General features: G+C 64.3%; 21 protein-coding genes. 17 read left to right on the plus strand and 4 right to left on the minus strand.

Features of this window, described 5'->3' with window-relative positions:
• Positions 1-284: 284 nt before the first annotated feature.
• The gene (locus N7573_RS08430; protein ID WP_121504813.1) at positions 285-1,700 is read right to left on the minus strand and encodes a DEAD/DEAH box helicase; all 1,416 of its coding nucleotides are present in this window, start codon (positions 1,698-1,700) and stop codon (positions 285-287) included.
• 1,036 nt (positions 1,701-2,736) lie between these two features.
• Between N7573_RS08430 and N7573_RS08435 the strand changes: the two genes are divergently transcribed.
• Positions 2,737-3,726 (plus strand): fumarylacetoacetate hydrolase family protein, encoded by a 990-nt coding sequence (locus N7573_RS08435; protein ID WP_279913802.1) that lies wholly within the window; start codon positions 2,737-2,739, stop codon positions 3,724-3,726.
• A 14-nt stretch (positions 3,727-3,740) separates the two neighbouring features.
• Positions 3,741-4,409, plus strand: coding sequence for a maleylacetoacetate isomerase (gene maiA, locus N7573_RS08440; protein WP_279913804.1), 669 nt, complete (start codon positions 3,741-3,743; stop codon positions 4,407-4,409).
• A gap of 45 nt (positions 4,410-4,454) precedes the next feature.
• Here maiA and N7573_RS08445 read toward each other — a convergent pair whose 3' ends face one another.
• The 3 genes from N7573_RS08445 to N7573_RS08455 all read right to left on the minus strand — a co-directional run bounded on the left by N7573_RS08445 (position 4,455) and on the right by N7573_RS08455 (position 8,431).
• The gene (locus tag N7573_RS08445; protein ID WP_279913805.1) at positions 4,455-5,915 is read right to left on the minus strand and encodes a UdgX family uracil-DNA binding protein; all 1,461 of its coding nucleotides are present in this window, start codon (positions 5,913-5,915) and stop codon (positions 4,455-4,457) included.
• Positions 5,896-7,173, minus strand: coding sequence for a putative DNA modification/repair radical SAM protein (locus N7573_RS08450; protein WP_279913806.1), 1,278 nt, complete (start codon positions 7,171-7,173; stop codon positions 5,896-5,898). The genes N7573_RS08445 and N7573_RS08450 overlap by 20 nt, the downstream gene beginning before the upstream one ends.
• A 130-nt stretch (positions 7,174-7,303) precedes the next feature.
• A complete protein-coding gene (locus tag N7573_RS08455) occupies positions 7,304-8,431 on the minus strand; it encodes a PilT/PilU family type 4a pilus ATPase (RefSeq protein ID WP_032127971.1) in 1,128 nt (375 codons plus the stop codon).
• A 121-nt stretch (positions 8,432-8,552) separates the two neighbouring features.
• Between N7573_RS08455 and N7573_RS08460 the strand changes: the two genes are divergently transcribed.
• The 15 genes from N7573_RS08460 (at position 8,553) to galE (ending at position 25,823) form a co-directional block, all read left to right on the plus strand.
• Positions 8,553-8,918: a DUF4398 domain-containing protein gene (locus N7573_RS08460; RefSeq protein ID WP_049398394.1), complete on the plus strand. Its 366-nt coding sequence runs from the start codon at positions 8,553-8,555 to the stop codon at positions 8,916-8,918.
• Positions 8,915-9,799 (plus strand): OmpA family protein, encoded by an 885-nt coding sequence (locus tag N7573_RS08465; protein ID WP_107432729.1) that lies wholly within the window; start codon positions 8,915-8,917, stop codon positions 9,797-9,799. The genes N7573_RS08460 and N7573_RS08465 overlap by 4 nt, the downstream gene beginning before the upstream one ends.
• 324 nt (positions 9,800-10,123) lie before the next feature.
• Positions 10,124-10,360: a YdcH family protein gene (locus N7573_RS08470; protein ID WP_004154075.1), complete on the plus strand. Its 237-nt coding sequence runs from the start codon at positions 10,124-10,126 to the stop codon at positions 10,358-10,360.
• Positions 10,361-10,660: 300 nt separating this feature from the next.
• A complete protein-coding gene (locus tag N7573_RS08475) occupies positions 10,661-12,031 on the plus strand; it encodes a pyridoxal-phosphate dependent enzyme (RefSeq protein ID WP_032127973.1) in 1,371 nt (456 codons plus the stop codon).
• Between the two features lie 123 nt (positions 12,032-12,154).
• On the plus strand, positions 12,155-13,339 hold the full coding sequence (locus tag N7573_RS08480; protein WP_279912371.1) for a cystathionine gamma-synthase: 1,185 nt from the start codon (positions 12,155-12,157) through the stop codon (positions 13,337-13,339).
• Positions 13,336-14,118: an ABC transporter permease gene (locus N7573_RS08485; RefSeq protein WP_080291756.1), complete on the plus strand. Its 783-nt coding sequence runs from the start codon at positions 13,336-13,338 to the stop codon at positions 14,116-14,118. Before N7573_RS08480 ends, N7573_RS08485 begins: the two co-directional genes overlap by 4 nt.
• Complete coding sequence (locus N7573_RS08490; protein ID WP_032127975.1) at positions 14,108-15,526, plus strand: ABC transporter ATP-binding protein; 1,419 nt, start codon at positions 14,108-14,110, stop codon at positions 15,524-15,526. The genes N7573_RS08485 and N7573_RS08490 overlap by 11 nt, the downstream gene beginning before the upstream one ends.
• Before the next feature lie 17 nt (positions 15,527-15,543).
• Positions 15,544-17,343 carry a methyltransferase domain-containing protein gene (locus tag N7573_RS08495; RefSeq protein ID WP_107432732.1) on the plus strand — a complete coding sequence of 600 codons (1,800 nt, stop codon included), beginning with the start codon at positions 15,544-15,546 and terminating at the stop codon, positions 17,341-17,343.
• A gap of 8 nt (positions 17,344-17,351) precedes the next feature.
• Positions 17,352-19,583, plus strand: a complete 2,232-nt coding sequence (locus N7573_RS08500; RefSeq protein ID WP_279912370.1) for a hypothetical protein — start codon at positions 17,352-17,354, stop codon at positions 19,581-19,583.
• 4 nt (positions 19,584-19,587) lie between these two features.
• Positions 19,588-20,319 (plus strand): glycosyltransferase, encoded by a 732-nt coding sequence (locus tag N7573_RS08505; protein WP_279912369.1) that lies wholly within the window; start codon positions 19,588-19,590, stop codon positions 20,317-20,319.
• Positions 20,316-21,755 (plus strand): glycosyltransferase family 4 protein, encoded by a 1,440-nt coding sequence (locus N7573_RS08510; protein WP_279912368.1) that lies wholly within the window; start codon positions 20,316-20,318, stop codon positions 21,753-21,755. The genes N7573_RS08505 and N7573_RS08510 overlap by 4 nt, the downstream gene beginning before the upstream one ends.
• The gene (locus tag N7573_RS08515) at positions 21,752-22,453 is read left to right on the plus strand and encodes an NAD-dependent epimerase/dehydratase family protein (protein WP_050509786.1); all 702 of its coding nucleotides are present in this window, start codon (positions 21,752-21,754) and stop codon (positions 22,451-22,453) included. Before N7573_RS08510 ends, N7573_RS08515 begins: the two co-directional genes overlap by 4 nt.
• A gap of 154 nt (positions 22,454-22,607) precedes the next feature.
• Positions 22,608-23,363, plus strand: a complete 756-nt coding sequence (locus N7573_RS08520; RefSeq protein ID WP_050509787.1) for a glycosyltransferase family A protein — start codon at positions 22,608-22,610, stop codon at positions 23,361-23,363.
• A 4-nt stretch (positions 23,364-23,367) separates the two neighbouring features.
• Complete coding sequence (locus N7573_RS08525; protein WP_279912367.1) at positions 23,368-24,804, plus strand: glycosyltransferase; 1,437 nt, start codon at positions 23,368-23,370, stop codon at positions 24,802-24,804.
• Positions 24,801-25,823: a UDP-glucose 4-epimerase GalE gene (galE, locus tag N7573_RS08530; protein WP_032127979.1), complete on the plus strand. Its 1,023-nt coding sequence runs from the start codon at positions 24,801-24,803 to the stop codon at positions 25,821-25,823. The genes N7573_RS08525 and galE overlap by 4 nt, the downstream gene beginning before the upstream one ends.
• Positions 25,824-25,832: the final 9 nt, after the last annotated feature.

The raw sequence follows: 25,832 nt of genomic DNA on the forward strand, positions 1-25,832 counted from the left end.
ATCTTTCTTCTCCCGGCTACCCGGCGGGAGAAGAAGGCGCAGGCAATGCTTGAAGCGGATGGGCATGGGGGCAGCGCAGAACCGTTGGCGCCATGGATGGCGCCATCGAGCTTACATGGACGTATTTACAGCGTGTTCTGCGCTGCCCCCATGCCCATCCGCCCTCGGTACTGCCACCGCGTGCTTCATCACCCGGTAGCCAGCAACAAAAAAGGACGGCGCGTCAGCGCCGTCCCTCGATAGCCTTCCCGCGCAGCGGGAAGCACAACAGCTGTCAGCTGGGATCAGCCGGCGCGACCGCCGCCGTTGCCACCCTGGCCGCGGCCACGGCCGCCACCATTGCCGCCACCGCCACGACGCTGGCCCTGACCGGCACCTGCACGCTGCTGGCCATTGCCACCGCCCTCGCGACGGCCGCCACCGGCCTTCTTCGGGCCCGCATGCGCATGGCGCGGTGCATCGCCGTGCGGACGGCGCGCGTGGTTCTTGCGCGGTGCGCGCTCACCGGTTTCGTGCTCGGCCTTGCCCGGCGCGCTGTTGCCCCAGCGGATCGGCGTCTGCAGCTCGAAGCCCGGCACATCGCGGATGTCCATGTCGCGGCCCAGCAGGCGCACGATCGCGCGCAGCAGCTTCACTTCATCCTGCGCCACCAGCGAGATCGCCTGGCCGGTTGCGCCGTTGCGGCCGGTGCGGCCGATGCGGTGCACATAATCTTCGGCCACCATCGGCAGGTCGAAGTTGATCACCTTCGGCAGCTCGTTGATGTCGATGCCGCGCGCGGCGATATCGGTGGCCACCAGCACGGTCACGCGGCCGGCCTTGAAGTCGCCCAGCGCACGCAGGCGCTGGCCCTGGCTCTTGTTGCCATGGATCGCCGCGGTCTTGATGCCCGACTTTTCCAGGAACGTGGCCAGCTTGTCGCTGCCGTGCTTGGTGCGGGCGAACACCAGGGTCTGCTCGCGGCTGTCCTGCGCCAGCAGGTGCAGCAGCAGGTCACGCTTGCGACCGGCATCGACCGGGTGCACGCGGTGGGTGATGGTTTCGGCCACGGTGTTCTTCGGCGTCACCTGGATCTGTTCCGGGTTGCGCATGAACTCCAGCGCCAGCTGGCGGATGTTGTCCTCGAAGGTGGCCGAGAACAGCAGGGTCTGGCGGTTCTGCTTCGGCAGCTTGGCCAGGATGCGCTTGATCGACGGCAGGAAGCCCATGTCGAGCATGCGGTCGGCTTCGTCCAGCACCAGCAGTTCAATGCCGGACAGGTCGATGCTGCGACGCTCGAGGTGGTCGATCAGGCGGCCCGGGCAGGCCACCAGCAGGTCCACGCCACGGCGCAGGATGTCCAGCTGGTTGCCCATGCCAACGCCGCCGTAAATGCAGGCGCTGGGGATGCGCAGGTACTTGCTGTAACCGCGCAGGCTGTCATGCACCTGGGTGGCCAGCTCGCGGGTCGGGGCCAGGATCAGCGCGCGCGGCTTGCGCGGGCCGCTGCGCACTTCCTGCGAGGCGGTGCCCAGGTGCTGCAGCAGCGGCAGGCCAAAGGCAGCGGTCTTGCCGGTACCGGTCTGTGCACCGGCCAGCAGGTCGCGGCCGGCCAGCGCCAGCGGGATCGCCTGCTGCTGGATCGGGGTCGGGTTTTCGTAGCCCTGCTCGGCAAGCGCACGCAGCAGGAAGGGCGCCAGGCCCAGCGATTCAAAAGACATTGAGATTGCTCCAAGTACAAGAAACGCCTGTCCGAACGGACAGACGGGGGCAGATCAAACTGATCGGCTGACTCGGAGCGTTCCCGTGAACCGCGCTGCGAGAATTGGGTGCAGCCGGCACGAAGCGCAGGCTGGAATGCGTGACGAACGGCGTCGGAGTGGGGGCGGGCGAAGAGGGCGGACCCTGGTCGCCGGCGGTCCCGGAGGGAAACGGACGGCCGCTGCAGACCCTGCAAGTCTAAACGATGTTTGAGACTTCACGCAAAAAGGCCTGTTCAGGTAGGGGGGCTCTCTGCAGGGCTGCGCCCTGCACCCGCAGAGGCCGAAGCAACGTCAACGTCAACGTCAAAAGCCGGTTTCCTGAGGGATGCGGGGTGGGTCCGGTTGCGGGGGGCGCTGCAAGTACCCCTCCGTGGCCCGGCCCAGCCGCTGGCGGCTGTGCGTTCGGGCGCTTGCGAAGCGGTGCTTCGCAAGCAAAGCGCCCTCACCCATGTAAGCTCGGTCGCCGCATCCATGCGGCTCACGCCCCCGCAACCGGACCCACCCCACCTTCGAGAGTTTTCCGCGATCTATCGAATCTCATTCGATCAATTTCGATATCTGACGGGTTTCGACGATGAATGATGTGGATGTTCGATCCGTCATCGGGAAATTGTCAGGGGTGGGACGGTGTGGGTGGGCAGGACCGTTGGCGCCATGGATGGCGCCATCGAGCCCCCATGGGTGAGGGCGCTTTGCTTGCGAAGCATTGCTTCGCAAGCGCCCGAACGCACAGCCGCCAGCGGCTGGGCCGGACCCCGGAGGGGGGGGGGTACGGCGTGTCGTGCCCACCCACACCGTGTCCCGCCCAACTCACAGACAACCCAGAGCCGGCTGTTGCTGTTGACGTTGCCCTGGCTTGAAGCAGGTGCAGGGCTGCAAGCCCTGCCGACCCCCCCACTACGGTAGGGTGGGCCGATGCCGCGCTGCAGCTTGGCGTCGACGCAGATTTGATTACACTTGAAACTTGTTTGCCCACGACTCCGGACACCCACCCATGAAGCTTGGTTCTTTGAAGGAAGGCGGCCGCGACGGCACCCTGATCGTCGTCTCGCGTGACCTGCGCCACGGCGTGCGCGCCACCGGCATTGCCGCCACCCTGCAGCAGGCCCTGGAGGACTGGAGCCACATCGCGCCGCGCCTGAACGCCCTGTACGAATCGCTCAACGCGGGCGACGCCGATGGCGTGTTCGACCTGGACCCGCAGGCGCTGGCCGCGCCGATGCCGCGTGCCTATGAGTTCGTCGATGGCAGCGCCTACCTGCCCCATGTCGAGCGCGTGCGCCGCGCCCGTGGCGCCGAGGTGCCGGAGAGCTTCTACACCGACCCGCTGATGTACCAGGCGACCAGCGCCGGCTTCTACGGCCCGCGCGATGCGGTCAAGGTGGTCAGCGAGGACTACGGCATCGACCTCGAAGCGGAAATCGTGGTGATCACCGACGACGTGCCGATGGCCGCTACTCCGGAACAGGCCGCCGGCCACATCCAGCTGGTCGGCCTGGTCAACGATGTCTCGCTGCGCAACCTGATTCCGGGCGAGCTGGCCAAGGGCTTCGGCTTCCTGCAGTCCAAGCCGCGCTCGGCGCTGTCGCCGGTGTTCGTCACCCCCGACGAGCTGAGCGCCGCGTGGCAGGACAGCAAGGTGCACCTGCCGCTGCTGACCCACATCAACGGCCAGTGGTTCGGCGCGCCGGAAGCCGGCGTGGACATGCAGTTCAACTTCGCCCAGCTGGTCGCGCATGCGGCCAAGACCCGCCCGCTGGGCGCCGGCACCATCGTCGGCTCCGGCACCATCGCCAACGAGGACACCAGCAAGGGCGCCTCGTGCTTCGCCGAGCAGCGCGTGGTGGAGACCCTGCGCGACGGCAAGCCGAGTACGCCGTTCATGTCGTTCGGCGACGTGGTCCGCATCGAGATGCTCGATGCCGCCGGCAACAGCATCTTCGGTGCGATCGAGCAGCGCATCGAACAGGCGACCAGGCCCTGAGCAGAGAGGCGGCGATGGAGATCCCGGTCGACGACGGCATCGTGCTGTACACCTACTGGCGATCCAGCGCCGCCTACCGCGTGCGCATCGGCCTGGAGCTGAAGGGCCTGGCCTGGGAAGGCCGGCCGGTGCACCTGGTGCGCGAAGGTGGCGAGCAGCACCTTGACGCCTATCGCGCACTCAATCCGCAGCAGCTGGTGCCAACCCTGCTGCATGACGGGCATGCACTGACCCAGTCGCTGGCGATCCTCGAATATCTGGATGAGCGCTTCCCGCAGGTGCCGTTGCTGCCGACCGATGCCGCCGGCCGTGCGCGGGTGCGCGCGCTGGCCCAGCTGGTGGCCTGCGACATCCACCCGATCAACAACCTGCGGGTGATGCAGTACCTGGAGCGCACCCTGCAGGTGCCTGCCGACGCCCGCACGCAGTGGACCCTGCACTGGATCGCCGAGGGTTTCGCTGCCATGGAGGCAATGTTGGCCAACAGCAGCGCGACGGGCACCTTCTGCCACGGTGACCGTCCCGGCCTGGCCGATATCTGTCTGCTGCCGCAGCTGTACAACGCGCATCGCTTCGGCCTGGACCTGACGCCGTACCCGACCCTGCGCCGTATCGAAGCTGCCTGCCAGGCACTGGACGCCTTCGACCGCGCACGCCCGGAAAACCAGCCCGACGCCGCCTGAAAGGAGAGGGGACGGAGGGGATTAAGTCGTTTGTGCAGTTACGACTTAATCCCCTCCGTCCCCTTTTTGTTGCAATCGGGCCAGATCATCGCGGAACAGCCGGTAGGCATCCTCGCGGCGCGCATCGTCGGTCTGCCGCAACACCCATGCCGGGTGCACCGTGGCGTAGCCGCGGGTGCCGTCCTCGAGGGTGTGCCAGCGTCCGCGGTCGCGTGAGAGGTCGAACCCACGACCAAACACCGAGGCTGCCGCTGTCGCGCCGAGGCACACGATCACCTGGGGCCGCACGCGCGCGATCTCACCCATCAGCCAGGGGCGGCAGGCCTGGATGTGCCGGCTTTCCGGTCGCTTGTGCAGTCGCACCTTGCCACGCCGTTCATGATGGAAGTGCTTCACGGCGTTGGTGAGGTACAGCGCCGCGCGATCGATTCCCAATTCGGTCAGCGCACGGTCCAGTAGCTGACCGGCAGGACCCATGAACGGCTGTCCGCGCAGATCCTCGGTGTCGCCAGGTTGTTCCCCGATCAGCATCATGCGGGCGTCTGCAGGCCCCTGTCCGAACACGGTCTGCGTGGACTGCTCCCACAGCGGGCACTGGCGGCAGGTGCTGGCCTGTCCGCGTAGATTCTCCAGACTGCTGGCATCCGCTGCTGGCATCGCAACACCTGCACGCAGGGGGATCCTGCGCTGCGGTGCCTGCGCGGGACGGTCATGCATTTCCTGTACGCGGTCGGCCGCATCGCGCACCAGGCGTGGCAGCAGCTGGGCCTCCGGCAGGTGGCGCCAGTACTTTGCCGGCATCTCCTGCATCATCATCCGTGTATTGAGTCGCGCCGGATTGAAGATATTGGCGTAGTAGGTCTGCCACAGTGATTCGCGCGCATCCTCGGCCGGGGCATCCTCGCGCCGTGCGCCGGGGCCGAAGGCAAGCGCCTGCCCATCCCATGCGACGCTGCGCGAAGGCGTGAGGATCGCCCAGCGCATGCCGGTGAAGCGGCGCGCGAAGAAGGGCGCGACCCGGTCGACAATGTGGTGCTGTGGCTCAAACCAGGCGATGAACGCATCAGGCTGGCCAGGCACCTCGCGGAAGCGCACGAATGCCTTCATCTTGTGCGTGTCACGGCGGACGGCCTGGGCGAGCGCCGTTGCGCGAAGGACATCGGCGTCGGCGGGGTTGCTCAGCACCGAACGCTCGCCATGGACGATGCGCCACAGCAGGCGATACAGCAAGGCCAGTCGCTGGGGGGCGCGATGGCACAGGCAGGTGGCCGCCAGTTCCAGGAAATCGCGGGGCACGTTGGGTGCACTGGCATCAGCCAGCATCGGCGCCCGCTGCACGGCCGGCGCATCCAGCAACGACGTTTCGCTCCCTTGCAGCCAGTCCAGCTGAGGCGGGGCCACGCCTCGCAGCAACGCTTCGCGCGCAGCATCGCGCCAGGCCTGCAGCGACCACTGCGGGTCCACCCGCAGCGACCAGCGCTGCGCGTCAGGCGGCGGGCGGTGCATCAAACAGCGATCCCTGACGAGGCGGTGGGGCCAACTGCGCGCGCAGCGCCGCCGGATCGTCCAGCGATTTGCGTGGATGGTGGTCAGCCAGCTGCACAAACGGAAGCAGTTTGCTCATCGGTGCCTTCAGGCGTGCTACATCGGCAACCCGCAGGCGACCGTGGCGGCGTGCCATCAGCACCCGTTTCACGTTGCGCACGCCCAGCCCGGGTACGCGAAGCAGCATTTCCTTCGGCGCGCGGTTGAGATCCACAGGAAAGCGCTCGGGGTGACGGATCGCCCAAGCCATTTTCGGGTCGATATCCAGGTCGAGCATTCCGCCCTGGGTGGTGTCGGTGATCTCGTCCACGCCGTAGCCATAGAAGCGCAACAGCCAGTCGGCCTGGTACAGCCGGTGCTCGCGTTGCAGGGGTGGGGGCTGCAGCGGCAGCTGCCGGCTGGCATCGGGAATCGGGCTGAATGCGGAGTAGTAGACCCGGCGCATCCGGTAACTGCCGTACAGGCTGTCGGCGCTGGCCAGGATCTGCTGGTCGTTGGCCCCGTCCGCGCCGACGATCATCTGCGTGCTCTGCCCGGCGGGTGCGAAACGGGGAGGGCGTGGACTGCGGCTGGCCCTCGGCGCCACCGCTGCGGGGGCGTTGCGCGCCTCCTTGGCTTCCTCGATGCGCCAGCGTAGTTCGCCCATCGCGCCGCGTATCGAATGCACCGTCTTCTCCGGCGCCAAGGCGCTCAGGCCGGCTTCGGTCGGCAGTTCCACGTTGATGGACAGGCGGTCGGCATAGCGCCCGGCACTGGCCAGCAGCTCCGGCGAGGCCTCGGGAATGGTCTTGAGGTGGATGTAGCCGGCGTAGCGGTGTTCTTCGCGCAGCTGCCGGGCCACTTCCACCATCTGTTCCATGGTGTAGTCCGCATTGCGGATGATGCCGCTGGACAGGAACAGGCCCTCGATGTAGTTGCGCTTGTAGAAGTCCAGGGTGAGTGCGACCGCCTCGTCCACGCTGAAACGTGCACGGGCTACGTTGCTGGAGACCCGGTTCACGCAGTAGGCGCAGTCGTAGACGCAGAAGTTGGTCAGCAGGATCTTCAGCAATGAAACGCAGCGGCCGTCCGGCGTATAGCTGTGGCAGATGCCCATACCCTCAGTGCTGCCGATGCCGCCACTAGCGCGTGAATCGCGCTTGCCCGAGCCGCTGGAGGCGCAGGAGGCGTCGTATTTGGCGGCATCGGCCAGGATGGCCAGCTTGCGGATGGTTTCCATTGAGGAAACCTACGGATGAGGGGTCTCATTGGATGAGACCGCCCCTGAATTCTTCAGGAAAAGGGGACGGAGGGGATTAAGTCGTAAATGCACTTACGACTTAATCCCCTCCGTCCCCTTTTTCGTGCGGTCAGAAGCCGTGGGTGATGCTTGGCTGCCCGGCCGAGAAATCCGCATACGGGTCGTGCTCGCCGCTGCTGCCTTCGGACAGGCGGAACTTCAGGGCCAGGCCATCGCGCGAGTCGGCCGCGCGCAGCGCTTCCTCCTGCTCGATGATGCCCGCCTTGGCCAGTCGGAACAGGCACTGGTCGAAACTCTCCATGCCTTCCTCCAGCGAGCCTTCCATCGCCGCCTTGATCTCGTGCACCTGGCCGCGACGCAGCAGGTCACGGATCATCGGCGTGTTGATCAGCACCTCGGTGGCCGGCAGGCGACGGCCCTCCTTGTTCTTCACAAGGCGCTGGCTGATCACCGCACGCAGGTTCAGCGCCAGGTTCATCAGCACGTTCTTGTGCGCGCTTTCCGGGAAGAAGTTGAGGATGCGCTCGATGGTCTGGTCGGCGTTGTTGGAGTGCAGGGTGGCCAGGCACAGGTGGCCGGTTTCGGCGAAGGCGATCGCCGCCTCCATCGTTTCCGCATCCAGGATCTCGCCGATCAGGATCACGTCCGGCGCTTCACGCATCGCGTTCTTCAGCGCGTTGTGGAAGGCATGGGTGTCCAGCCCGACCTCGCGCTGGTTGACGATCGACATCTTGTGCTTGTGCAGGTACTCGATCGGATCCTCGATGGTGAGGATGTGACCGGTGGTGGTGCTGTTGCGGTGGTCGATCATCGACGCCAGCGAGGTGGACTTGCCGGAACCGGTGGACCCCACCACCAGCACCAGCCCGCGCGGGGTCATGATGACGTCCTTCAGCACCTGCGGCAGGTTCAGCTCCTCGATGCTCGGGATGCGGCTGCGGATGGCGCGGATGACCATGCCCACTTCGCCGCGCTGCTTGAACACGTTGACGCGGAAGCGCCCGGCATCGGGCAGGGCGATGGCCATGTTGAGCTCCAGCTCGCGCTCGAACTGCGGCACCTGGCCTTCGTCCATCAGCGAGTAGGCGATCTTCTTGACCATGCCCGGCGGCAGGCCGGTGTTGCCCAGCGGATAAAGCTTCCCCTCGATCTTGATGTAGACCGGTGCTCCGGTGGTCAGGAACATGTCCGAAGCGTTCTTTTCGGTCATCAGCTTCAGGAAGTAGCCGATATCCATTGCGAATTTTCCCCAACGAAACGGCCGACGCCCGTTGCCAGCACGGTGTCGGCTTGACGACAATGGCCGTGAACCGACAACCGGTACGGCCTCCCCAATGAAACGACTTAGCTTCGCACGAATGCGCCATGGCCTGTATGTGATGGCGTTTGCATTCGCACTGTCTGCCCCCGCCTGGGCGCAGGACGGCGCACTGGAACTGGCCCAGGCCCGGCAGGCGGTCGACAAGGCCACCCAGGCCGACGCCGACCAGTACGCCCCGGACCTGATCGGGCTGGCCCGGCAGGGGCTGGAACAGGCCCAGCGTGCTGCCGGCGACCGCCGCGAGCGCAAGAACGCCCCGGCGATCGCCCTGCGCGCCGCTGCCGATGCCGACCTGGCCCGCGCCCGCAGCGAGGAAGCCACCGTCACCGCGCAGCTGCAGCTGCGCCGCAACGAGGTCAACCAGCTGCAACGCCAGCTGTCCACCGGGGAGGACCGCCGGTGAAGCCGATGACTGCCGCAACCCTGGCTGCCCTGCTGACGCTGCCGACCCTGGCCCTGGCCGCCGACAACCCGATGGTGGCGCAACTGAGCCAGCGTTTGATGGCCATCCAGGCCAATCCCGACACGGCTGAGCTGGGCGCCTTCGAGCGCATGCAGGCCCAGCAGGCCATCGCCACCTTGGACAAGGCCAAGCGCCGCGACCAGGAGCTGGCCACCTACCTGGCCGAGCGCCGGGTGGAGATTGCCGAGACTGCCGTGCGTGCCGCATTGGCCGCGCGTGAGGTCGATCGCCTCGAGCGCACCCGCAGTGATCTGCTGATCGAGGCCAGCCGCCGCGATGCCGCCCGTGCCCGCCAGGAGGCCGAGCAGCTGCGCATGCAGGCGCAGATGCAGGCCGAGGAGGCTGAGCGCCTGCGCCAGGCCGCCGAGGCCGAGACCCTGGCCCGCCAGGACGCCGAGAATGCCCTGACCAGCGTGGCCGGCAAGCAGCAGCAGCGCCTCAGCGCCGCCCAGCAGAACGCCGCCAAGCTGGCCCGCGAGGAAGCCGAGCTGGTATCCGGGCAGAAGCTGCCGGGCTCGAAGTTCGATGGCCGTGGCGAAGTCTTCACCTTCAATGGTGACGCATTTGCCGCTGGCGCCTCCAGCCTGTCCGGTGGGGCCCGCAACCAGGCCAAGGCACTGGCCGAGTACCTGAACATCGGCAAGAAGGGCCGCCTGCGCATCGAGGCCTATGACAGCGCCAACGGGGTCGGTCAGAAGCGTGCCGAGGCCCTGCGCGATGCCCTGGTCGCGGCGGGTGTCGCGAGCAACCGGATCCAGCTCAGCGGCAAGAAGGCGGCGTCCACCCGGGCACGCTCGGCCGAGGTCATCATCGCCCCGTAATTGCTTGATATTGTTTGTTTTTCGTTGCGATGAGCATTCAGCCTGAACCCCGCCCCGGCGGGGTTCGGTCTTTTTGCCGCAGGGGTCTTGTACCCCGCCTTGAGCAGGCGTAGGGTCAATCGTCCGGGACGCAATGCCGCGGACCGGACGATGGGAGGGCCGGGCCGATGCAAACAGGGCGCGAACCGCAGCAGATCGACGTGCGCAGGCCAGTGCCGCAGGTCGTTGCAGGCGTCCAGGTGGCCATCGACCGGCGCTCCTCCATGAACAACGCCCCGTGCCTTGCGGCCGGGGCGTTCGTGTATCTGTCGAAGGAGGTCCATCATGTTTGAAGATCAGCCCCAGAGCGAGATCGACGCCCGTCGCGCGCGTGATCCGGAGTTCAGGGCACTCCATGACCAGCACCGCAAGTTGAACAAGAAGTGCATGGACGCGGAGTTGGGTGTACTCCCGATCGATGATGTCACCCTGGGTCGCATGAAGCGCGAGAAGCTGCTGGCCAAGCAACGACTTCTGCGAATGTACGAAACACCGCTCCCAATGACGTCCCCCACGCTTTGACGCACCCCGTCACGCCCGGAACGGCGTGACCCGGCCATCGATGGCCCCGCCGGGCGCTCCTGCCCCGGCATCGCGGCACCGCCGATGAGGCGGCCGCGCCAAGGCACCACAGGCCGTGGTGCCTTGGCCTGCAGGCACAACTCACCGATGCGGGCGGTACCGGTCTCCTCGTCGATCCGGGGCCGTCCGCATCTCTTTTTTACGGTGGACAGGCTGCGGCCCTGCCGACCTGACTTTCATCGCCATCCGTCGGATAATCATCGGTCCGGCCCTGTGCGGCGCGAACCGAAAGTCCTCCGAATGCCCATCCATTCTTCCGTCCTCGAACTCATCGGCCAGACCCCGATCGTCAAGGCCCAGCGCCTGGACACCGGCGTCTGCGAGCTCTACCTGAAGCTGGAGAGCGCCAACCCGGGCGGATCGATCAAGGATCGCATCGGCCTGTCGATGATCGAGGCGGCGGAAAAGCGCGGCGACCTGAAGCCCGGTGCCACCCTGGTCGAGGGCACGGCTGGCAACACCGGCCTGGGCCTGGCGCTGGTGGCCCAGCAGAAGGGCTATAAGCTCATTCTGGTCGTTCCCGACAAGATGAGCCGGGAAAAGATCTTCAATCTGAAGGCGATGGGCGCCGAAGTGCGCCTGACCCGCTCTGACGTGGCCAAGGGCCATCCGGAGTACTACCAGGACCTGGCCAAGACCATCGCCGAGCAGACCCCGGGCGCCTACTTCATCAACCAGTTCGGCAACCCGGACAATCCGGCCGCGCATGAATTCGGTACCGGCCCGGAAATCCTCGAGCAGATGGGCGGCGACCTTGACGCCATCGTGTTCGGCTGCGGCAGCTCCGGCACCATGACCGGCCTGTCGCGTGCCTTCGCCAAGCTGTCGCCGAAGACCGAGCTGGTGCTGGCCGATCCGGTCGGTTCGATCCTGGCCGAGTACATCAACGACGGCAATCTGAACGACAAGTCGGGCAGCTGGCTGGTGGAAGGCATCGGCGAGGACTTCCTGCCGTCGATCTCCGATTTCAGCCGCGTCAAGAAGGCTTATGCCATCAGCGACGCCGAGAGCTTCCACACCGCACGCGAACTGCTGGGCAAGGAAGGCATCCTGGGTGGCTCGTCCACCGGCACCCTGCTGGCCGCCGGCCTGAAGTACTGCAAGGAGCAGACCACGCCGAAGAAGGTGCTGGTGCTGGTGCCGGATACCGGCAACAAGTACCTGTCGAAGATGTACAACGACTACTGGATGCTGGACAACGGTTTCCTGCAACGCCCGCAGCACGGCGACCTGCGCGACCTGATCCTGCGCCCGTACGGCCAGCGCGACACCGTGGTGATCGGTCCGAACGACCTGCTGACCACTGCCTACCAGCGCATGAAGCTGTACGACGTATCGCAGCTGCCGGTGATGGACGGCGAGCAGCTGGTCGGCATCGTCGACGAAAGCGACGTGCTGCTGCACGTGTATGGCGATGAGGCACGCTTCCGCGACACCGTCGCCACCGCGATGGTCAGCAAGCTGGACCGGCTGGACGTGAAGTCGCCGATCGAGGCGCTGCTGCCGGTGTTCGACCGCGGCCAGGTGGCGATCGTGATGGACGGCGACACTTTCCTGGGCCTGATCACCCGTATCGACCTGCTGAACTATCTGCGCCGTCGCGTGCAGTAAGCCGCTGATCGCCGACGTTCACTGCTGAATCCTGGTTTATCCGCGTCAAAGGTCGTTAAGGCCGCGCTGGTAGACTTCCGCACCTTCGATGGCGCCGTGCGTCGGCGCCCCTCAGGAAAGAACATGTCCAACGCAACTTCCCAGGATCGCGCCCTGGCCCTGGCTACCCTGGCCATCCACGGTGGCCAGTCGCCCGACCCCAGCACCGGCGCGGTGATGCCGCCGATCTACGCCACCTCGACCTACGCCCAGTCCAGCCCGGGCGAGCATCAGGGCTTCGAGTACTCGCGTACCCACAACCCGACCCGCTTCGCCTATGAGCGTTGCGTGGCGTCGCTGGAAGGCGGCACCCGCGGCTTTGCCTTCGCTTCGGGCATGGCGGCCAGCTCGACCGTGATCGAGCTGCTGGACGCCGGCAGCCATGTGGTGGCAATGGACGATATCTACGGCGGCAGCTTCCGTCTGTTCGAGCGGGTGCGTCGCCGCACCGCCGGGCTGGACTTCAGCTTCGTCGACCTGACCGATCTTGCGGCGTTTGAAACCTCCATCACGCCGAAGACGAAGATGGTGTGGATCGAGACCCCGACCAACCCGATGCTGAAGATCGTCGACATCGCCGCGGTCGCTGCCATCGCCAAGCGCCATGGCCTGATCGTGGTGGTCGACAACACCTTCGCCTCGCCGATGCTGCAGCGTCCGCTGGAACTGGGTGCGGACCTGGTCCTGCATTCGGCCACCAAGTACCTCAACGGCCATTCGGACATGGTGGGCGGCATGGTCGTGGTCGGCGACAACGCTGAACTGGCCGAGCAGATGGCCTTCCTGCAGAACTCGGTGGGTGGCGTGCAGGGCCCGTTCGACAGCTTCCTGGCCCTGCGTGGCCTGAAGACCCTGCCGCTGCGCATGAAGGCGCACTGCGCCAATGCGCTGGCCCTGGCGCAGTGGCTGGAGAAGCACCCGGCCGTGGAAAAGGTGATCTACCCGGGCCTGCCGTCGCACCCGCAGCATGAGTTGGCCGGCAAGCAGATGGCCGGTTACGGTGGCATCGTTTCGATCGTGCTCAAGGGCGGTTTCGAGGCGGCCAAGCGCTTCTGCGAGAAGACCGAGCTGTTCACCCTGGCCGAGTCGCTGGGCGGCGTGGAAAGCCTGGTCAACCACCCGGCGGTGATGACGCATGCGTCGATCCCGGTGGCGCGCCGCGAACAGCTGGGCATCAGCGACGCGCTGGTAAGGCTGAGCGTGGGTGTGGAGGATCTGGGGGATCTGCAGGTGGATCTGGAACGGGCGCTGGAGGCTGCCACCGCATGATGGGCCGGCGCATCGAATTGATGCTGAGCCTGACCGGCCGTGACATCAAGAAGAAGTACAAGGATTCGCTGCTGGGTGCGCTATGGGGCGTGCTTGTGCCGCTGATCATGCTGGCCATCTATACGATCATCTTCTCCACAATCTTCAGTGCGAAGTGGAAAGGCATCGAAACCCATACGAAGGTTGACTACGCTGTCCTGCTGTTCATCGGATTGATCGTCTACAACTTCTTCGCTGAGTCGCTTACGCGTGCGCCCACTGCGGTGCTCAGTAATCCGAATCTGGTGAAGAAGGTGGTGTTCCCGCTGGAGGTGCTGCCGCCGGTGGTGGTGCTGTCTTCCCTGTACAACGCAGGTGTGGCGACGGTGGCGCTGGTGGCGTTCCTGCTGTTCAGCAGCTTCGGGCTGCATTGGCAGGTCGTGCTGCTGCCGCTCCTGATCGTGCCATTGCTGGCCCTGACCATGGGCGTGACCTACCTGTTCGCCTCCCTGGGCGTGTTCTTCCGCGACGTGGATCAGATCGCCGGGTTGCTGGCGCGGGTGCTGCAGTACCTTACTCCCGTGCTGTATCCGTCGATCATCTTTCCCGAGGCCATCGGCAACTGGATGCGCCTCAGTCCGCTGGCCATCTATGTCGAGCAGACCCGCGCGCTGATCGTAACCGGCACCTTGCCTGACTGGGGGCACTACGCCTGGGCGGTGGGCTGGTCGGCAGGGATCTATGTCTTTGGTTACTGGTGGTTCCAGCGGACCCGGAGGGCCTTCGCCGATGTCGTCTGACAATCTGGTTATCGACATCGAGAATGTCAGCAAGGTCTTCAATATTTTCGACAAGCCGTCGGATCGCCTGCTGCAGATGCTGCTGCCCCGGCTTGGCCGTGTGCTGCCTGGCAAAGGGGAATGGTCCTCTCGTCAGCGCGGGCGCGAATTCTGGGCGCTGCGCGACGTCAGTCTGAAGGTGAAGCGCGGTGACGCGGTGGGCATCATCGGACGCAATGGTTCAGGCAAGTCGACCCTGCTGCAGATCATCGCCGGCACGCTGGCCCCCACCACCGGCTCGGCGCAGGTCAATGGTCGTATCGCCGCGTTGCTGGAGCTGGGCAGCGGCTTCAATCCAGACTTCACCGGGCGTGAGAACGTCGTTCTCAATGGCATGATCCTGGGCCTGACCGAGCGCGAGGTGATGCAGCGTTTCGATGCCATCGCCGCCTTCGCCGACATCGGCAACTTCATCGACCAGCCGGTGCGGACCTACTCCAGCGGCATGATGCTGCGACTGGCGTTTGCAGTGCAGACTCAGGTGGAGCCCGACATCCTGATTGTCGATGAGGCCTTGGCGGTGGGTGATGCGCTGTTCCAGAAGCGCTGTTTCCAGCAGATGGAGGCGCTGCGTGCAAACGGCTGCACGCTGCTGCTGGTGTCGCACGATCAGGAGTCGATCCGTACGCTCACGGACCATGCCATCCTGCTTCGTGACGGCACCGTGCGCGTGGCCGGCCCGTCTTCGGAGGTCGTGTTGGAGTACCGCAAGCAGCTGCACGACGATGAGCGCGATTACTACGCATCCATCAGTGCCCAGCACCTGCAGCACGCCAGGCAAACCATCGAGGCACAGTCGGATGCCGACCCGGTGGCCGAGCCTGCCGAGCACGGCGGTTCGCCTGTGCTAGGGGTGCGCAGTGACAAGCTGTCCTTCGGTGACTTCGACTGCGTGGTGGAACATGTGCGGGTGCTGGACACCGACGGCAACGAATGTGCGTACTTCCTTCCGCGCGAACGCGCGATCATCGAGGTCACCGCGCGACCGACGCGGGCCATGGATAAACTGAACGTCAATGTCCGCCTGCGCAACAAGGAAGGCGTGAAGCTCTATTCATGGGGAACCCTGAATCAGGATGTCAGCCAATGGACCGAGCAGGGCAGTGAACAACCGGGTGTATGGGGGACCACGTTCCCCGCCGATGAGCCGTTTGTTGTGAGATTCGAATTCGACTGCGCTCTGGGTGTCAATTTCTACGAGGTGCAGGTTTCGGTTTCCGAGGAGCTCGAGCGTTTTGGCGGTGCCCAGCGCATGCTGCACTGGCGGGACGAGGCTGCGTTCTTCCAAGTCGGGATGCGGCAGAAGGAATACACGTTTGGTGGCGTCTGCGACCTCCGCATGCGCGCAACTGTCGCCACCACCCCTTGAACGAAGAAGGCACTGCAATGGATATGACTCCATCCCTTTCGAACACTGCCCTGACACCCGCTGCGGCGCGGGTCGCAGTTGAGCGGCTGCGTTCCTGGTTGCCTGCAGGCGCGGTAGCACTACGCGGCGACGTACCTTCGGCGTTGTTGCAGGGGCTTCGCCAGACTGGCATGACGCTGCAGGATGTCGGTCACGGCGCCGCGTCGGGCGTCATCGTGCTTGAGCAGGGGGATGTGGGCCACGCGAGCGAGAGAATTTCAGCACTGCTGTCGGACATCGCAGGACCGGTTTGCCTGGTGATTGTGGGTGATGCTGCCTCCACTTCCAGCCGTGCTGCCTGGGAAGCGGCAATCATCAAGACGGAGTGGCGGAAGCATCCACTCAATGAGCGGGTGGCGCCTTATGGTGAGCTGGATCGAGTCACCGGCTTGCTGATGATTGCCTTCGAACGTGTGCCTGCTGCTGCTTTGGCGGTCTATCCGCTGAAGGCGCTCGAAGAAGAACGGGATCTGCACACCGACATGACGCGTGAACCCGGCCGTCGCTCCGACGCGCACATGACGCGGTACGCGCAGGCAGCACAGTTCATCCGCCCCGGGGACCGGGTTGTCGACGTGGCCTGTGGACTGGGCTACGGCTCCTATCAGTTGGCGCACAACAGTCATGCCGCCTCGTTCATCGGCCTTGATGCCAGCGAGTATGCGGTGGACTATGCCAACGCCAATTTCGCACCGGTTTCGCCTGTGCCAACTACGTTCGTGGTGGGCGATGCACAGGATCTGACCGGAATGGCCGACGGGTCTGCTGATTTCGCGGTATCCGTGGAAACCCTGGAGCATCTGCCGGAGCCGGATCGGTTGTTGTCCGAGCTGCACCGAGTGTTGTCTGCACGTGGGCGCGTGTACGCCAGCGTACCCAATGACTGGTCGGACGAGACCGGCGAAGATCCCAACCCGTTCCACTTCCATGTTTATGACTGGCCGCGGCTGGTGGCGCAGTTCGAACGCAATGGTTTCGAGATCGAGAAGGCGTGGCTGCAGGATGCCGGTGGTGGTCAGAAACGCCACCTTGTTGCGCGCTCGATGCTGGAGATCGACCCTCTCCAGGGTCCCGTGTGCGATGGCGAATGGTTGCTGGTGTTGGCGCGCAAGGCGGGTGCTTTCTCCGAAGGTGTCTCCTGTCCTTTGCAGGAAATTCAGGTCCTGATTGCAGAGGGTCGCCGTGGCGATGCACTGGACCGGCTCGATGCAATGCACGGTGACGAAGATGCGTTGTTGCGGGGGGCGTCCCACGCACTGTCCGCGATTCTGAACGTGGTCGATGGGAATGACGAGCAGGCTCGAGTCCATTGGCAACACGTGCGGACAGCTGCTCGCGAAGCGCTGGCCTCTGGTGCCGATGACGCTAGAGCGGCGGGACTATTGCACCTCGCCTCCGAACGTATGACCGACGACACTCCGGCGAGCCCGGGTGCATTGCAGAGGTTGCTTGAGTCGCATCCGCTGGTCATGGCGGAATTGCTCGGTACATCGGCTGTCCTGCCATCGGACGAAGATGACCGAGCGATTACTTCGGGTCCCGGCGATGGAGCCGAACAGATCAATCTGGGGTCCCGTGAGGTGCGCCAGTTGATGGATGCCAAGCAGTGGCTGGACGGCAAGTACCACGAGCACATGCAACGCATCAGCGAGCTTGAGCAGTACACTGCGGAACTTGAAGCCGCCCGGCAATGGCTGGATGCGCAATATCATGCGTTGTCGGCCGAGGTTCGACGACTGTCCACCGACGCCGCATCGCACGCCGGTGGCAACGGATAACCGCGACGATGAGTGACTCCTCTCCATGCGTTGCCGCTGCCACGTTGGATGCCCAACTGGCAGAAGATCTGGCCGGATATTGCCTGCGAGCGGTCGGCCCCAGCCGAGTCTGCCTGCGAGGACAGGAACTGGCTGCGATGGCGGCCCCGCTGCGTGCCGCGGGCTGCGACGTCGTGGAAGATGCACGAGGGGTTTTTAGTTTGCCTGGTCGAAGCTTGGGTATCGCTTGGGCAGGTGATGCGGTCGAACGCTCGTCCGCCCTTGACTGCACGCTGGATTCGCTGGTGCTGATTGGTCCGGCAGAGTGCTCGCAGGAGCTGGCCGACTGGGTCAAGCAGGCGGTCGCACAGGGTTGGCAGATGCATCCGGCCACCTATGCACTGGAAGGTGCACCTGCCGGTGCAGCGGTCCTGACCCTCAGCCGGAAAGGCGTGCATTCCTTGCAGCCGAGCGTCGACCTTAAGGCCAGCTACCATGGCTTGGCCGCCGCACTGGTGCGGCCTGGTGATGCGGTGATCGCGACGGACGCAGGCGATCGCGGCCTCTGGCGCATCGTGCAGCAGCATTCACGCTGTCGCTGGCTCGGCGTGGTCATGGAGCCTGCACTGGAGCTGGAACTGGAACCAGGCGTGGAATGGCTGGAGCCTTCGGCATGGCGACAGAACGCACAGCCGGTCGATGTGGTGATCACAAGCGTAGATCACGAGCATTCGGACCTGAGTGTTTGGTTACAGCACGTGCAGGCGGTGTTGGCCCGTAGTGGCCGCCTGGTCGTAGCGATCCCGCTTCACGATGGACGTAGCGCCCAGGCTCGTGCGCTGATGGACGCGATGGAACAACAGGGCCTCGTCATCGATCGTGCATGGTGGCAAGGTCTGAATCATCCGGCAGGTCTATCCCAGTTCGTGGAAGTTCCGCGCGATGCTGACGATCACCTGGTCCTGGATCCAACCATTACCGCAACGGCGGACCTGCTGGTGTTGATGGCGGTCAAGATCAATGGACATGGCGTCATTCGCGATGCCTCCTTGCAGGCGCCGAACATCATCGCATTCCAGCGTGACTACCTTGATGCGAGCCTGGTCCGCCTGATCGTCGCAATGGGGCTCCGCCTGGAATCTGCAGGCCTGCGCAGGCAGTTGGCTGACAGGGTGCTCCGCGAGTGCCCTGATACGTCTGCCGACTATGGCGCTGCGCTCTGCGTGCTTCTGTATGACACCACCGCATCGGGTGGCGACAAGCGAGATGCGTTGCTTGCTGCTGCCAAGCGCTACATGGACCTGCCCGTTGCCAACCCGACAGTGTTGCGCTGGCAGGTCTCACTGGCCTTCGCCGCTGCGCTCCTCCATCAAGCAGATGGCGAGCTGTCATTGGCAGCAGACTGCTACACGCGCGTCCTCGCGTTCGATGTACTGCAGTTCAGCCCGTTGCTGGGAACCAAAACCACTGCTGCGGCTGTGCGCCTGGGCTGGATACGATTCGGCCAGGGCGATGTGGCGGCTGCTCGCGAGGCATGGGCGCGCGGGCTGGATGAGGCGCGTCGGTTGTCTGCTCAATCTCTTTGGAGAGAGGTGGTCGGCAATGCCGATGCGCCTGAAACGTTTGCGCTTCCGGAACTTGCGGCAGTTATGGACGAGGCGGGCTGCCTCGCATCGGCACTGCGCCTGACAGCTGAAGTCCCGCTGCGGCCCGGCCTTGCCTGGCAATGGAGCAACCGTTCCTGGCGGACGCAGTTGCACGAACTCCGCAGCCAGCAGCAACACTCCAAGCTGTGGCTGGAGCAATTGCAGGATGCGAAGGATTGGCTGGATGGCCAGTATCATCAGTTGACGGCAGCACTGGAGCAATCACGGCAGGTGATCGAGGCAGCCCAGTTGCAGAAGGATCTCCTGGACAAGGAGATTGCAGGTATTCGTGCGGCCTTCCACCTGGCGCACCAGCACGCGGAGGCCAGGCAATCGGCATTGCAGGGTGAGCTTCGCCAGGCCCAGGCGGAGAACGCGGACCTGTTGGATCTCTACACCCGGCAGCAGGCGGTGCATGCACGCTTGGAGGCGTCCGCGCGCACGCTGGCGGCAGCGACCGGCGTGGTCATGGGGAACGCGCCGCAGCCGTGCCTACCGGCCGAATCGCTGGCGGCGGAGATGTCCCGGCTGGCCGAGGCACTGGAACGCTTGCCGATGAAGCGCATGGTGCGAGCGATGCTGCGTGCGCTGACCTCGCTGCTCCGGCGGAGGTGAGCCCATGGCACCGGGCCTGAGTGTTGTAGTCACCTTCCACAAGGAGGGTCTGTTTGCCCACGCGGCATTGTGCAGCTATCTGAAGTCGCGTGCGGACGCCCGCCAGGCGGGGATCGACGTGGAAGTCGTGCTTGTACTGGACAATGCAGATACAGAGACCACGGCGATCATTCGAAACCATCCCGATCTGGAGGGCGATGAGCTCATCATCGAGGTTGCCGTGGGGGATGCTGCACTCGCCCGGAATCTCGGCCTGGCGCGCGCGCGCGGTATTCATGCTTGCACGTTGGATGGTGATGACCTGATCAGCCGCGAGTACTTCCAGCGTCACATGGCCTTTGCGGTCGGCCTGCCTGAGCGCACGATCCTGCATCCGGAAGTGGTCGTCAGCTTCGGTAGGGACAACTTCTTCAGCTGGCAGCTGGACCAGGACTCCACGTACTTTTCCGCCGACATGCTGATCTCCGAGAACCCATGGGTCAGTGCGGTGTTCGCACGACGCGATGTGTTTGCTGAGGTTCCCTATGTCGGGTGTCGCCCGAAACAGACCGGTTTTGGCTATGAGGATTGGCATTGGAGTTGCCAGTCCGTGGCCGCGGGCTTCCGGCATGTGACCGTGCCGGAGACAGCCTACTTCTATCGGTTGAAGCAGAGCGGCTCGGTCAACGCGACCAGCAGTGAGCTGCAGGTCGTCATGCCGCCAAGCGACCTTTTCGGTCGTTGGGAGGATGCATGATCGGGCGGCTGCTGGCTTTGCTGCGTCGCGTGAGCTTTCGACAGCTCCTGCGTGATCCGCGCGCTGAACTGGGACGCATCCTGGGCGGAGTGGGCAGGCGGCTGGAGAGCACGGGTAAACGCATCAGTCATGCGCGCCGTGAGATGCCCGCGTGGCTGGAGGGTGAGATCAACGCGCTGGCGCACTTCGAGCCAGAGCTGCTTGGACCGGAAGGTTGCGGTGTCCACTACAGGCACTATGGCGTCCCCGTCGATACCCGGGCAGGAGCGTTGTATCGCGAGCTGGCTGCAGCCGTGGGCGCCCGTCGCGCCACGCACGTGCTGATCGTGCCGTGGCTTGTGCGGGGTGGTGCTGACCGCGGAGCTTTGTATCACCTGAAAGCGTGGGTCGAGTCAATGCCGGCGGCCAATGTTCTGGTGATCCTGACCGAAGACATCAATTCGCCTTGGCTGGATCGCATTCCTGCCGGCATCAGGGTGTTGCATTTCGGGCGGATGCTGGGGCCGATGGGAATGCCGGGCAGGGTGCAGTTGTTGACCCGGCTGCTGGTGCAGATGCAGCCGAAGGTCATCCATGTCATCAATTCCCACGTTGCATGGGAATCCTTCAGGCTGCATGGATTGGCATTGCGCCAAGCGTCGCGGCTGTTCGCCTCGCTTTTCTGCGATGACCGTAACAACGATGGCGTGCCCGTCGGCTACGCACGCAGCTATCTGCGTGAGTGCCGTACGCACCTTGCGGGGGTGTTCTGCGACAACGACGTATTCCCGGACCTGTGGGTGCAGGAACTCGGTGTGCCGCGTCAATTGTTCACGGTCCTTCGTTTTCCCTATGACCGCACGGTTGTCCGCAAGGATGATGATTTTGGGATCGACGGCGCTCCCCGGATCCTGTGGGCGGGGCGTTTTGATCGACAGAAGCGGCCGGATGTCCTGCTGGCCATTGCGCGGACGATGCCGTCAGTGCCTTTCGATGTGTACGGTGTATCTGAGTTGGGCCGCGTGCATCCGGCGATCAGTGAACTGCAGAGGCTGCCGAATGTGAAACTGCATGGTTCATTTTCGCGGTTCGAGGATATTGCAGGGAAGGCCCATGCGGCCTACCTGTTCACCTCCTCATGGGAAGGGGTGCCGACGATACTGTTGGACGCCAGTGCTGCCGGTTTGCCCATTGTTGCCCCTGCCGTGGGCGGTATCGTGGACCTGATCGATCGTTCCATCCTGGTGGACACATCGGATGACGTTGCGGCGTATGTGGAGCAGTTGCAGCAACTCATCGATAGTCCGGCGCTTCGCCGAAACCGCCGGGAGCAGCAGTACGCCGCATTGGCGGTGGGGCGTGGCTGGGGCGACTTTGCCGGCGTGCTGCGTGAGATTCCCTACTATCTTCCGGGGGCACCGGCGACGTTGACCCATAAAAAAGGACGCTCATCGTGATTATTGGACGTGGACTGGTTGCCACGGCCTTCGTGGACGACTGGCTGCAGGATGAGACGACGATGATCGTCGCTGCCGGCGTGTCGAACTCGGCCGAAACAGAGCGCGCCGCATTTGCGCGCGAAGAGCGCATGCTCGACGAGGTGCTTGCAAGCAAGCAGCTGCGGCGGATTGTCTATTTCGGCAGCTGCGCGGTCGGCAACCCGTCGGAACGGCAGACCCCGTATCTACAGCACAAGGCGGCAATGGAGGCTCGCATTCTCGCCGACGCGCGTGGACAGGTGTTCCGCCTCCCGCAGGTGGTGGGGACGGGCGGCAATCCGCATACCCTGACCAATTTTCTGTGTTCGAGGATACTTTCGGGCGAGCCCTTCGACGTGTGGGCTCGGGCGGAACGTAATCTGATCGACATCCAGGACGTGGCGACACTTGGCACCCATGTGCTGCGCCATCGGGACCAGTACCCACCGATGATGTCGCTGGCCGATGTCTGCTCCACCAACATGCTGGCGATCGTGCGTTGCATGGAGGGCGTACTTGGGCGGCAGGGCAATTACCGGGTTCTGGACCAAGGCGTAGCGTTCCCGATTGAAACAGCGGATTGCGAGCGTGCGGCGCAGGCATGCGGCGTCCCCCTGGGTCCCGGATACATGCGGGCGCTGATTGGGAAGTACTATGCCGATGCCGTCAATGGTTGACGTATTCACTCAGTCTTCCAGGCCGCAAGTATGATCAACGAAACGCCAGCGGCTGGCTCCGGCCCCGGTGGTAACCCATGACAATCTGGTGGTGCAGAATGAACTGCAGTCGTAAACGGTGCACTGCGATGCGGCCGAGCCACAGGAGTGGCGAATGAACGTGCCGGCACTGAGTGCCATTGTCACCTTCCATGGAGAAGGGATACTGGCGCATACCACGTTGCGTTCCTACGCGCTGTCGCGCAACATCGCCCGCCAGCAGGGGGTGGAGGTGCAACTGGTGCTGGTGCTGGATCGGGCAGATGCCCAGACGCGTGCGTTCGTGGTCAATCATCCGGACCTGGATGGCAGCGAGACCGTCGTCGAAACCCAGGTTGGTGATCTGGCATTGGCGCGGAATGCGGGCGTGGCTGCCAGCTGCGCTGACTACATCTGCACACTGGACGGCGATGATCTGATTTCGACCCGTTACTTTCTTATGCACCTGAAGGAAGCCGCGCAGCTGGATGGACGGTTCGTGCTGCACCCGGAAATGGTGCTGAGCTTTGGCATGTACAGCGCGTTCAACTGGCAGGTCGACCAGACGGGCCCCTATTACGACGAACACGCCCTGCTCAGCGTCAATCCGTGGATCAGCGCGGCATTCTCCACGCGCGCGCTTTACGAGGAAATCCCATATGTGGCCTGTTATCCACGGCAGACCGGATTCGGCTATGAAGACTGGTACTGGAACTCGGAAACCATCGCGCGTGGCGTCGTGCACCGGCTCGCTTGGGGCGCGGCGTACTTCTATCGGCGCAAGTGGCATGGATCGCTCAACGAAGCCAGCCATGCGATGAAGACCGTCGTCCCGATGACATCGCTGTTCGCGCTGGGGCGTGATCGCGGCCAAGGGCGGGACCATGCTTGAGCGCATGACCCACAGCCGCTGGGTGCGAAACCGCTACACGCGCCGTGTCGCCCATTGGGTGCGGCGCCTTTACGCGTTGCTGTTCGGGCCGGACGGCCTGGAACAAGCCGGCACCCATGGCGCGTCTGCACCGGCCATGCCTGCGTGGCTGCACGAAGAAATGCTTACCCTCGCGGCACTGGAGCCTGAACTGCTACCGCCAGGGTCGGGCGTGGATCGCTACGCGTTCTATGCAGTGCCAATGGATGTGGCTCCAGGTCGCGTCTTCGATGCCGTCTCCCAGGCCATCGGCTCGCTGCCCTACAGTCACGTCCTGCTGATTCCCTGGCTGAAGCAGGGGGGCGCGGACCGGGGGATCCTCTACCACTGCAATGCCATCGTGGAAAGCAACGCCAAGGCGCGGATCCTGGTGCTGTCGACGGAGAACGCGACGTCACCGTGGGCATCACGCCTCCCGCCTCAGGCTACTCACGTAGACTTTGGCGGGTTGTGTGCGTCGCTCGACTTCAACCAGCAAGTGGCAGTGATGACGCGCGTGCTTGTGCAGCTGCGTGCGCCGCTGGTGCATCTGGTGAACTCCCGGGTCGGCTGGGAAATGATCCTTCGCCACGGGCTGGCGCTTACCCAGCACAGCCGGATCTACGCGTCCATCTTCTGTGATGACTACGACCAGCGGATGAACCCGGTCGGGTATGCGCGAGATTATCTTCGCTATTGCTATCCCTACCTGTCCGCAGTGATCTGTGACAATTCCTGCTACCCAAGGATCTGGACGCGCGAACTGGGTATCCCCGCTTCGTTGTTCACGGTGGTCCCTTTCCCCTATGACGGTACCCTTCCGGAAGCGGTCGACGTGGCACTGTCTGCCGATTCCGCCGCGCGCGTACTTTGGGCGGGGCGCCTGGACCGGCAGAAGCGGCCGGACCTGCTGGCCGCCATCGCGACACGGATGCCCGATGTACAGTTCGACGTGTACGGTGCCCAAGTGATGTCTGGTGCTGCTGGGCAGGACCTTCAACGGCTGCGCTCGCTGACCAACGTCACATTGCATGGTGAGTTCAATCGATTGGAGGCCGTAGCCAGCAGCGAGCACTTCGCTTACCTGCATACCACTGCATGGGAAGGCACTCCGACGATCCTGTTCGATGTGGCTGCGGCGCGCTTGCCCATCTGTGCAGCTGCGGTAGGCGGCATTGTCGACTTCCTGGCTACCCAGGATATGGTCGCTGTTGCAGATGATGTGGATGGTTTCGTGCAGGAGCTGGGCCGGTTGCGTGCATCGGCCGCACTGCGCAACGCGCGGGTCAAGCGGCAGGTTGAATCCTTGCGACGCGATCGCGGTTGGTCTGATTTCCGCCAGCGATTGCGCGAACTGGATGGATATCTGACTCCGGATACGGCGGCGCAGCACAAGTCACAGATGGATGGCACTCAAGAATGAAGGTTCTGGTTACGGGCGGGGCCGGCTTTGTCGGATCGCATACAGTTGTGGAGCTGCTGGCTGCAGGTCATCAGGTGCAGGTGATCGACAATTTCTGCAACAGCGAGCGGTGGATCGTTGATCGCATCGAGCGTATCGCCGGGCAGCGACTTGCATTGGATGAGCTGGACATCAGGGACAGCGAGGCTCTCGTGGCGAGCATGCAGCGTTTCCGGCCCGACGCGGTCATTCACTTCGCTGCCTTGAAGTCGGTCTCGGAAAGCACGGAACAGCCGGCCAGGTACTACGATGTCAATGTCGCGGGAACCACCTGCCTATTGGAGGCCATGCAGGCGGTGGGGAGCCGCCACATCGTGTTCAGCTCTTCGGCGACGGTCTATGGTCAGCCGGAAACATGCCCGGTCGCCGAAGGAGCACCCGTTGGGCCCGGCAACCCTTACGGGCGCACCAAACTGATCGGGGAATGGCTGATACGTGATTGCGTGCATGCGCCGGGTGCATCCCTGAACGCGGCAATTCTTCGCTACTTCAATCCTGTCGGCGCGCATTCCAGTGGGCTGATCGGCGAACTGCCGCGGGGAGTGCCGAACAATCTTGCTCCCTACATCACCCAGACTGCTGCGGGGCAACGCGATTACATCCGTGTGTTCGGCGCCGACTACGCAACGCCCGATGGAACCGGGGTGCGCGACTACATTCACGTGATGGATCTAGCCAAGGCGCATGTTGCGGCACTCGATGCCCTCGCTACAGGCGGTGAGCGCGAACTGACGTTGAATCTGGGAACCGGTCGTGGCTATTCGGTGCTGGAGCTGATTGAAGCCTTCTCGGCGGTGGTCGGCCGTCCAATCCCATATCGCCTACAGGATCGTCGCGCTGGTGACATCGGCGAGTGCTGGGCCGACCCCTCTTTGGCCAATCGAGTGCTGGGTTGGCGCGCGCAGAAGGACCTCCAGGACATCTGCGCTGATGCCTGGCGCTGGCAGCAGGCCCTCTCTGGAAGCCCCGCGCTCCGCTAGAGCAGCACG

The organism is Stenotrophomonas sp. GD04054 (assembly GCF_029836955.1).
Taxonomy (GTDB): Bacteria; Pseudomonadota; Gammaproteobacteria; order Xanthomonadales; family Xanthomonadaceae; genus Stenotrophomonas; species Stenotrophomonas maltophilia_A.

What these genes read in the sequence shown, in the direction of transcription:
- N7573_RS08435 (WP_279913802.1), top strand. Translation starts at nt 2,737, where the DNA reads ATGAAGCTTGGTTCTTTGAAGGAAGGCGGCCGCGACGGCACCCTGATC.
- maiA (WP_279913804.1), top strand. Translation starts at nt 3,741, where the DNA reads ATGGAGATCCCGGTCGACGACGGCATCGTGCTGTACACCTACTGGCGA.
- N7573_RS08455 (WP_032127971.1), bottom strand. Translation starts at nt 8,431, where the DNA reads ATGGATATCGGCTACTTCCTGAAGCTGATGACCGAAAAGAACGCTTCG.
- N7573_RS08525 (WP_279912367.1), top strand. Translation starts at nt 23,368, where the DNA reads ATGACCCACAGCCGCTGGGTGCGAAACCGCTACACGCGCCGTGTCGCC.
- N7573_RS08500 (WP_279912370.1), top strand. Translation starts at nt 17,352, where the DNA reads ATGAGTGACTCCTCTCCATGCGTTGCCGCTGCCACGTTGGATGCCCAA.
- N7573_RS08490 (WP_032127975.1), top strand. Translation starts at nt 14,108, where the DNA reads ATGTCGTCTGACAATCTGGTTATCGACATCGAGAATGTCAGCAAGGTC.
- N7573_RS08505 (WP_279912369.1), top strand. Translation starts at nt 19,588, where the DNA reads ATGGCACCGGGCCTGAGTGTTGTAGTCACCTTCCACAAGGAGGGTCTG.
- N7573_RS08450 (WP_279913806.1), bottom strand. Translation starts at nt 7,173, where the DNA reads ATGGAAACCATCCGCAAGCTGGCCATCCTGGCCGATGCCGCCAAATAC.
- N7573_RS08470 (WP_004154075.1), top strand. Translation starts at nt 10,124, where the DNA reads ATGTTTGAAGATCAGCCCCAGAGCGAGATCGACGCCCGTCGCGCGCGT.
- N7573_RS08430 (WP_121504813.1), bottom strand. Translation starts at nt 1,700, where the DNA reads ATGTCTTTTGAATCGCTGGGCCTGGCGCCCTTCCTGCTGCGTGCGCTT.
- N7573_RS08510 (WP_279912368.1), top strand. Translation starts at nt 20,316, where the DNA reads ATGATCGGGCGGCTGCTGGCTTTGCTGCGTCGCGTGAGCTTTCGACAG.
- N7573_RS08495 (WP_107432732.1), top strand. Translation starts at nt 15,544, where the DNA reads ATGGATATGACTCCATCCCTTTCGAACACTGCCCTGACACCCGCTGCG.
- N7573_RS08480 (WP_279912371.1), top strand. Translation starts at nt 12,155, where the DNA reads ATGTCCAACGCAACTTCCCAGGATCGCGCCCTGGCCCTGGCTACCCTG.
- N7573_RS08520 (WP_050509787.1), top strand. Translation starts at nt 22,608, where the DNA reads ATGAACGTGCCGGCACTGAGTGCCATTGTCACCTTCCATGGAGAAGGG.
- galE (WP_032127979.1), top strand. Translation starts at nt 24,801, where the DNA reads ATGAAGGTTCTGGTTACGGGCGGGGCCGGCTTTGTCGGATCGCATACA.
- N7573_RS08445 (WP_279913805.1), bottom strand. Translation starts at nt 5,915, where the DNA reads ATGCACCGCCCGCCGCCTGACGCGCAGCGCTGGTCGCTGCGGGTGGAC.
- N7573_RS08475 (WP_032127973.1), top strand. Translation starts at nt 10,661, where the DNA reads ATGCCCATCCATTCTTCCGTCCTCGAACTCATCGGCCAGACCCCGATC.
- N7573_RS08460 (WP_049398394.1), top strand. Translation starts at nt 8,553, where the DNA reads ATGCGCCATGGCCTGTATGTGATGGCGTTTGCATTCGCACTGTCTGCC.
- N7573_RS08485 (WP_080291756.1), top strand. Translation starts at nt 13,336, where the DNA reads ATGATGGGCCGGCGCATCGAATTGATGCTGAGCCTGACCGGCCGTGAC.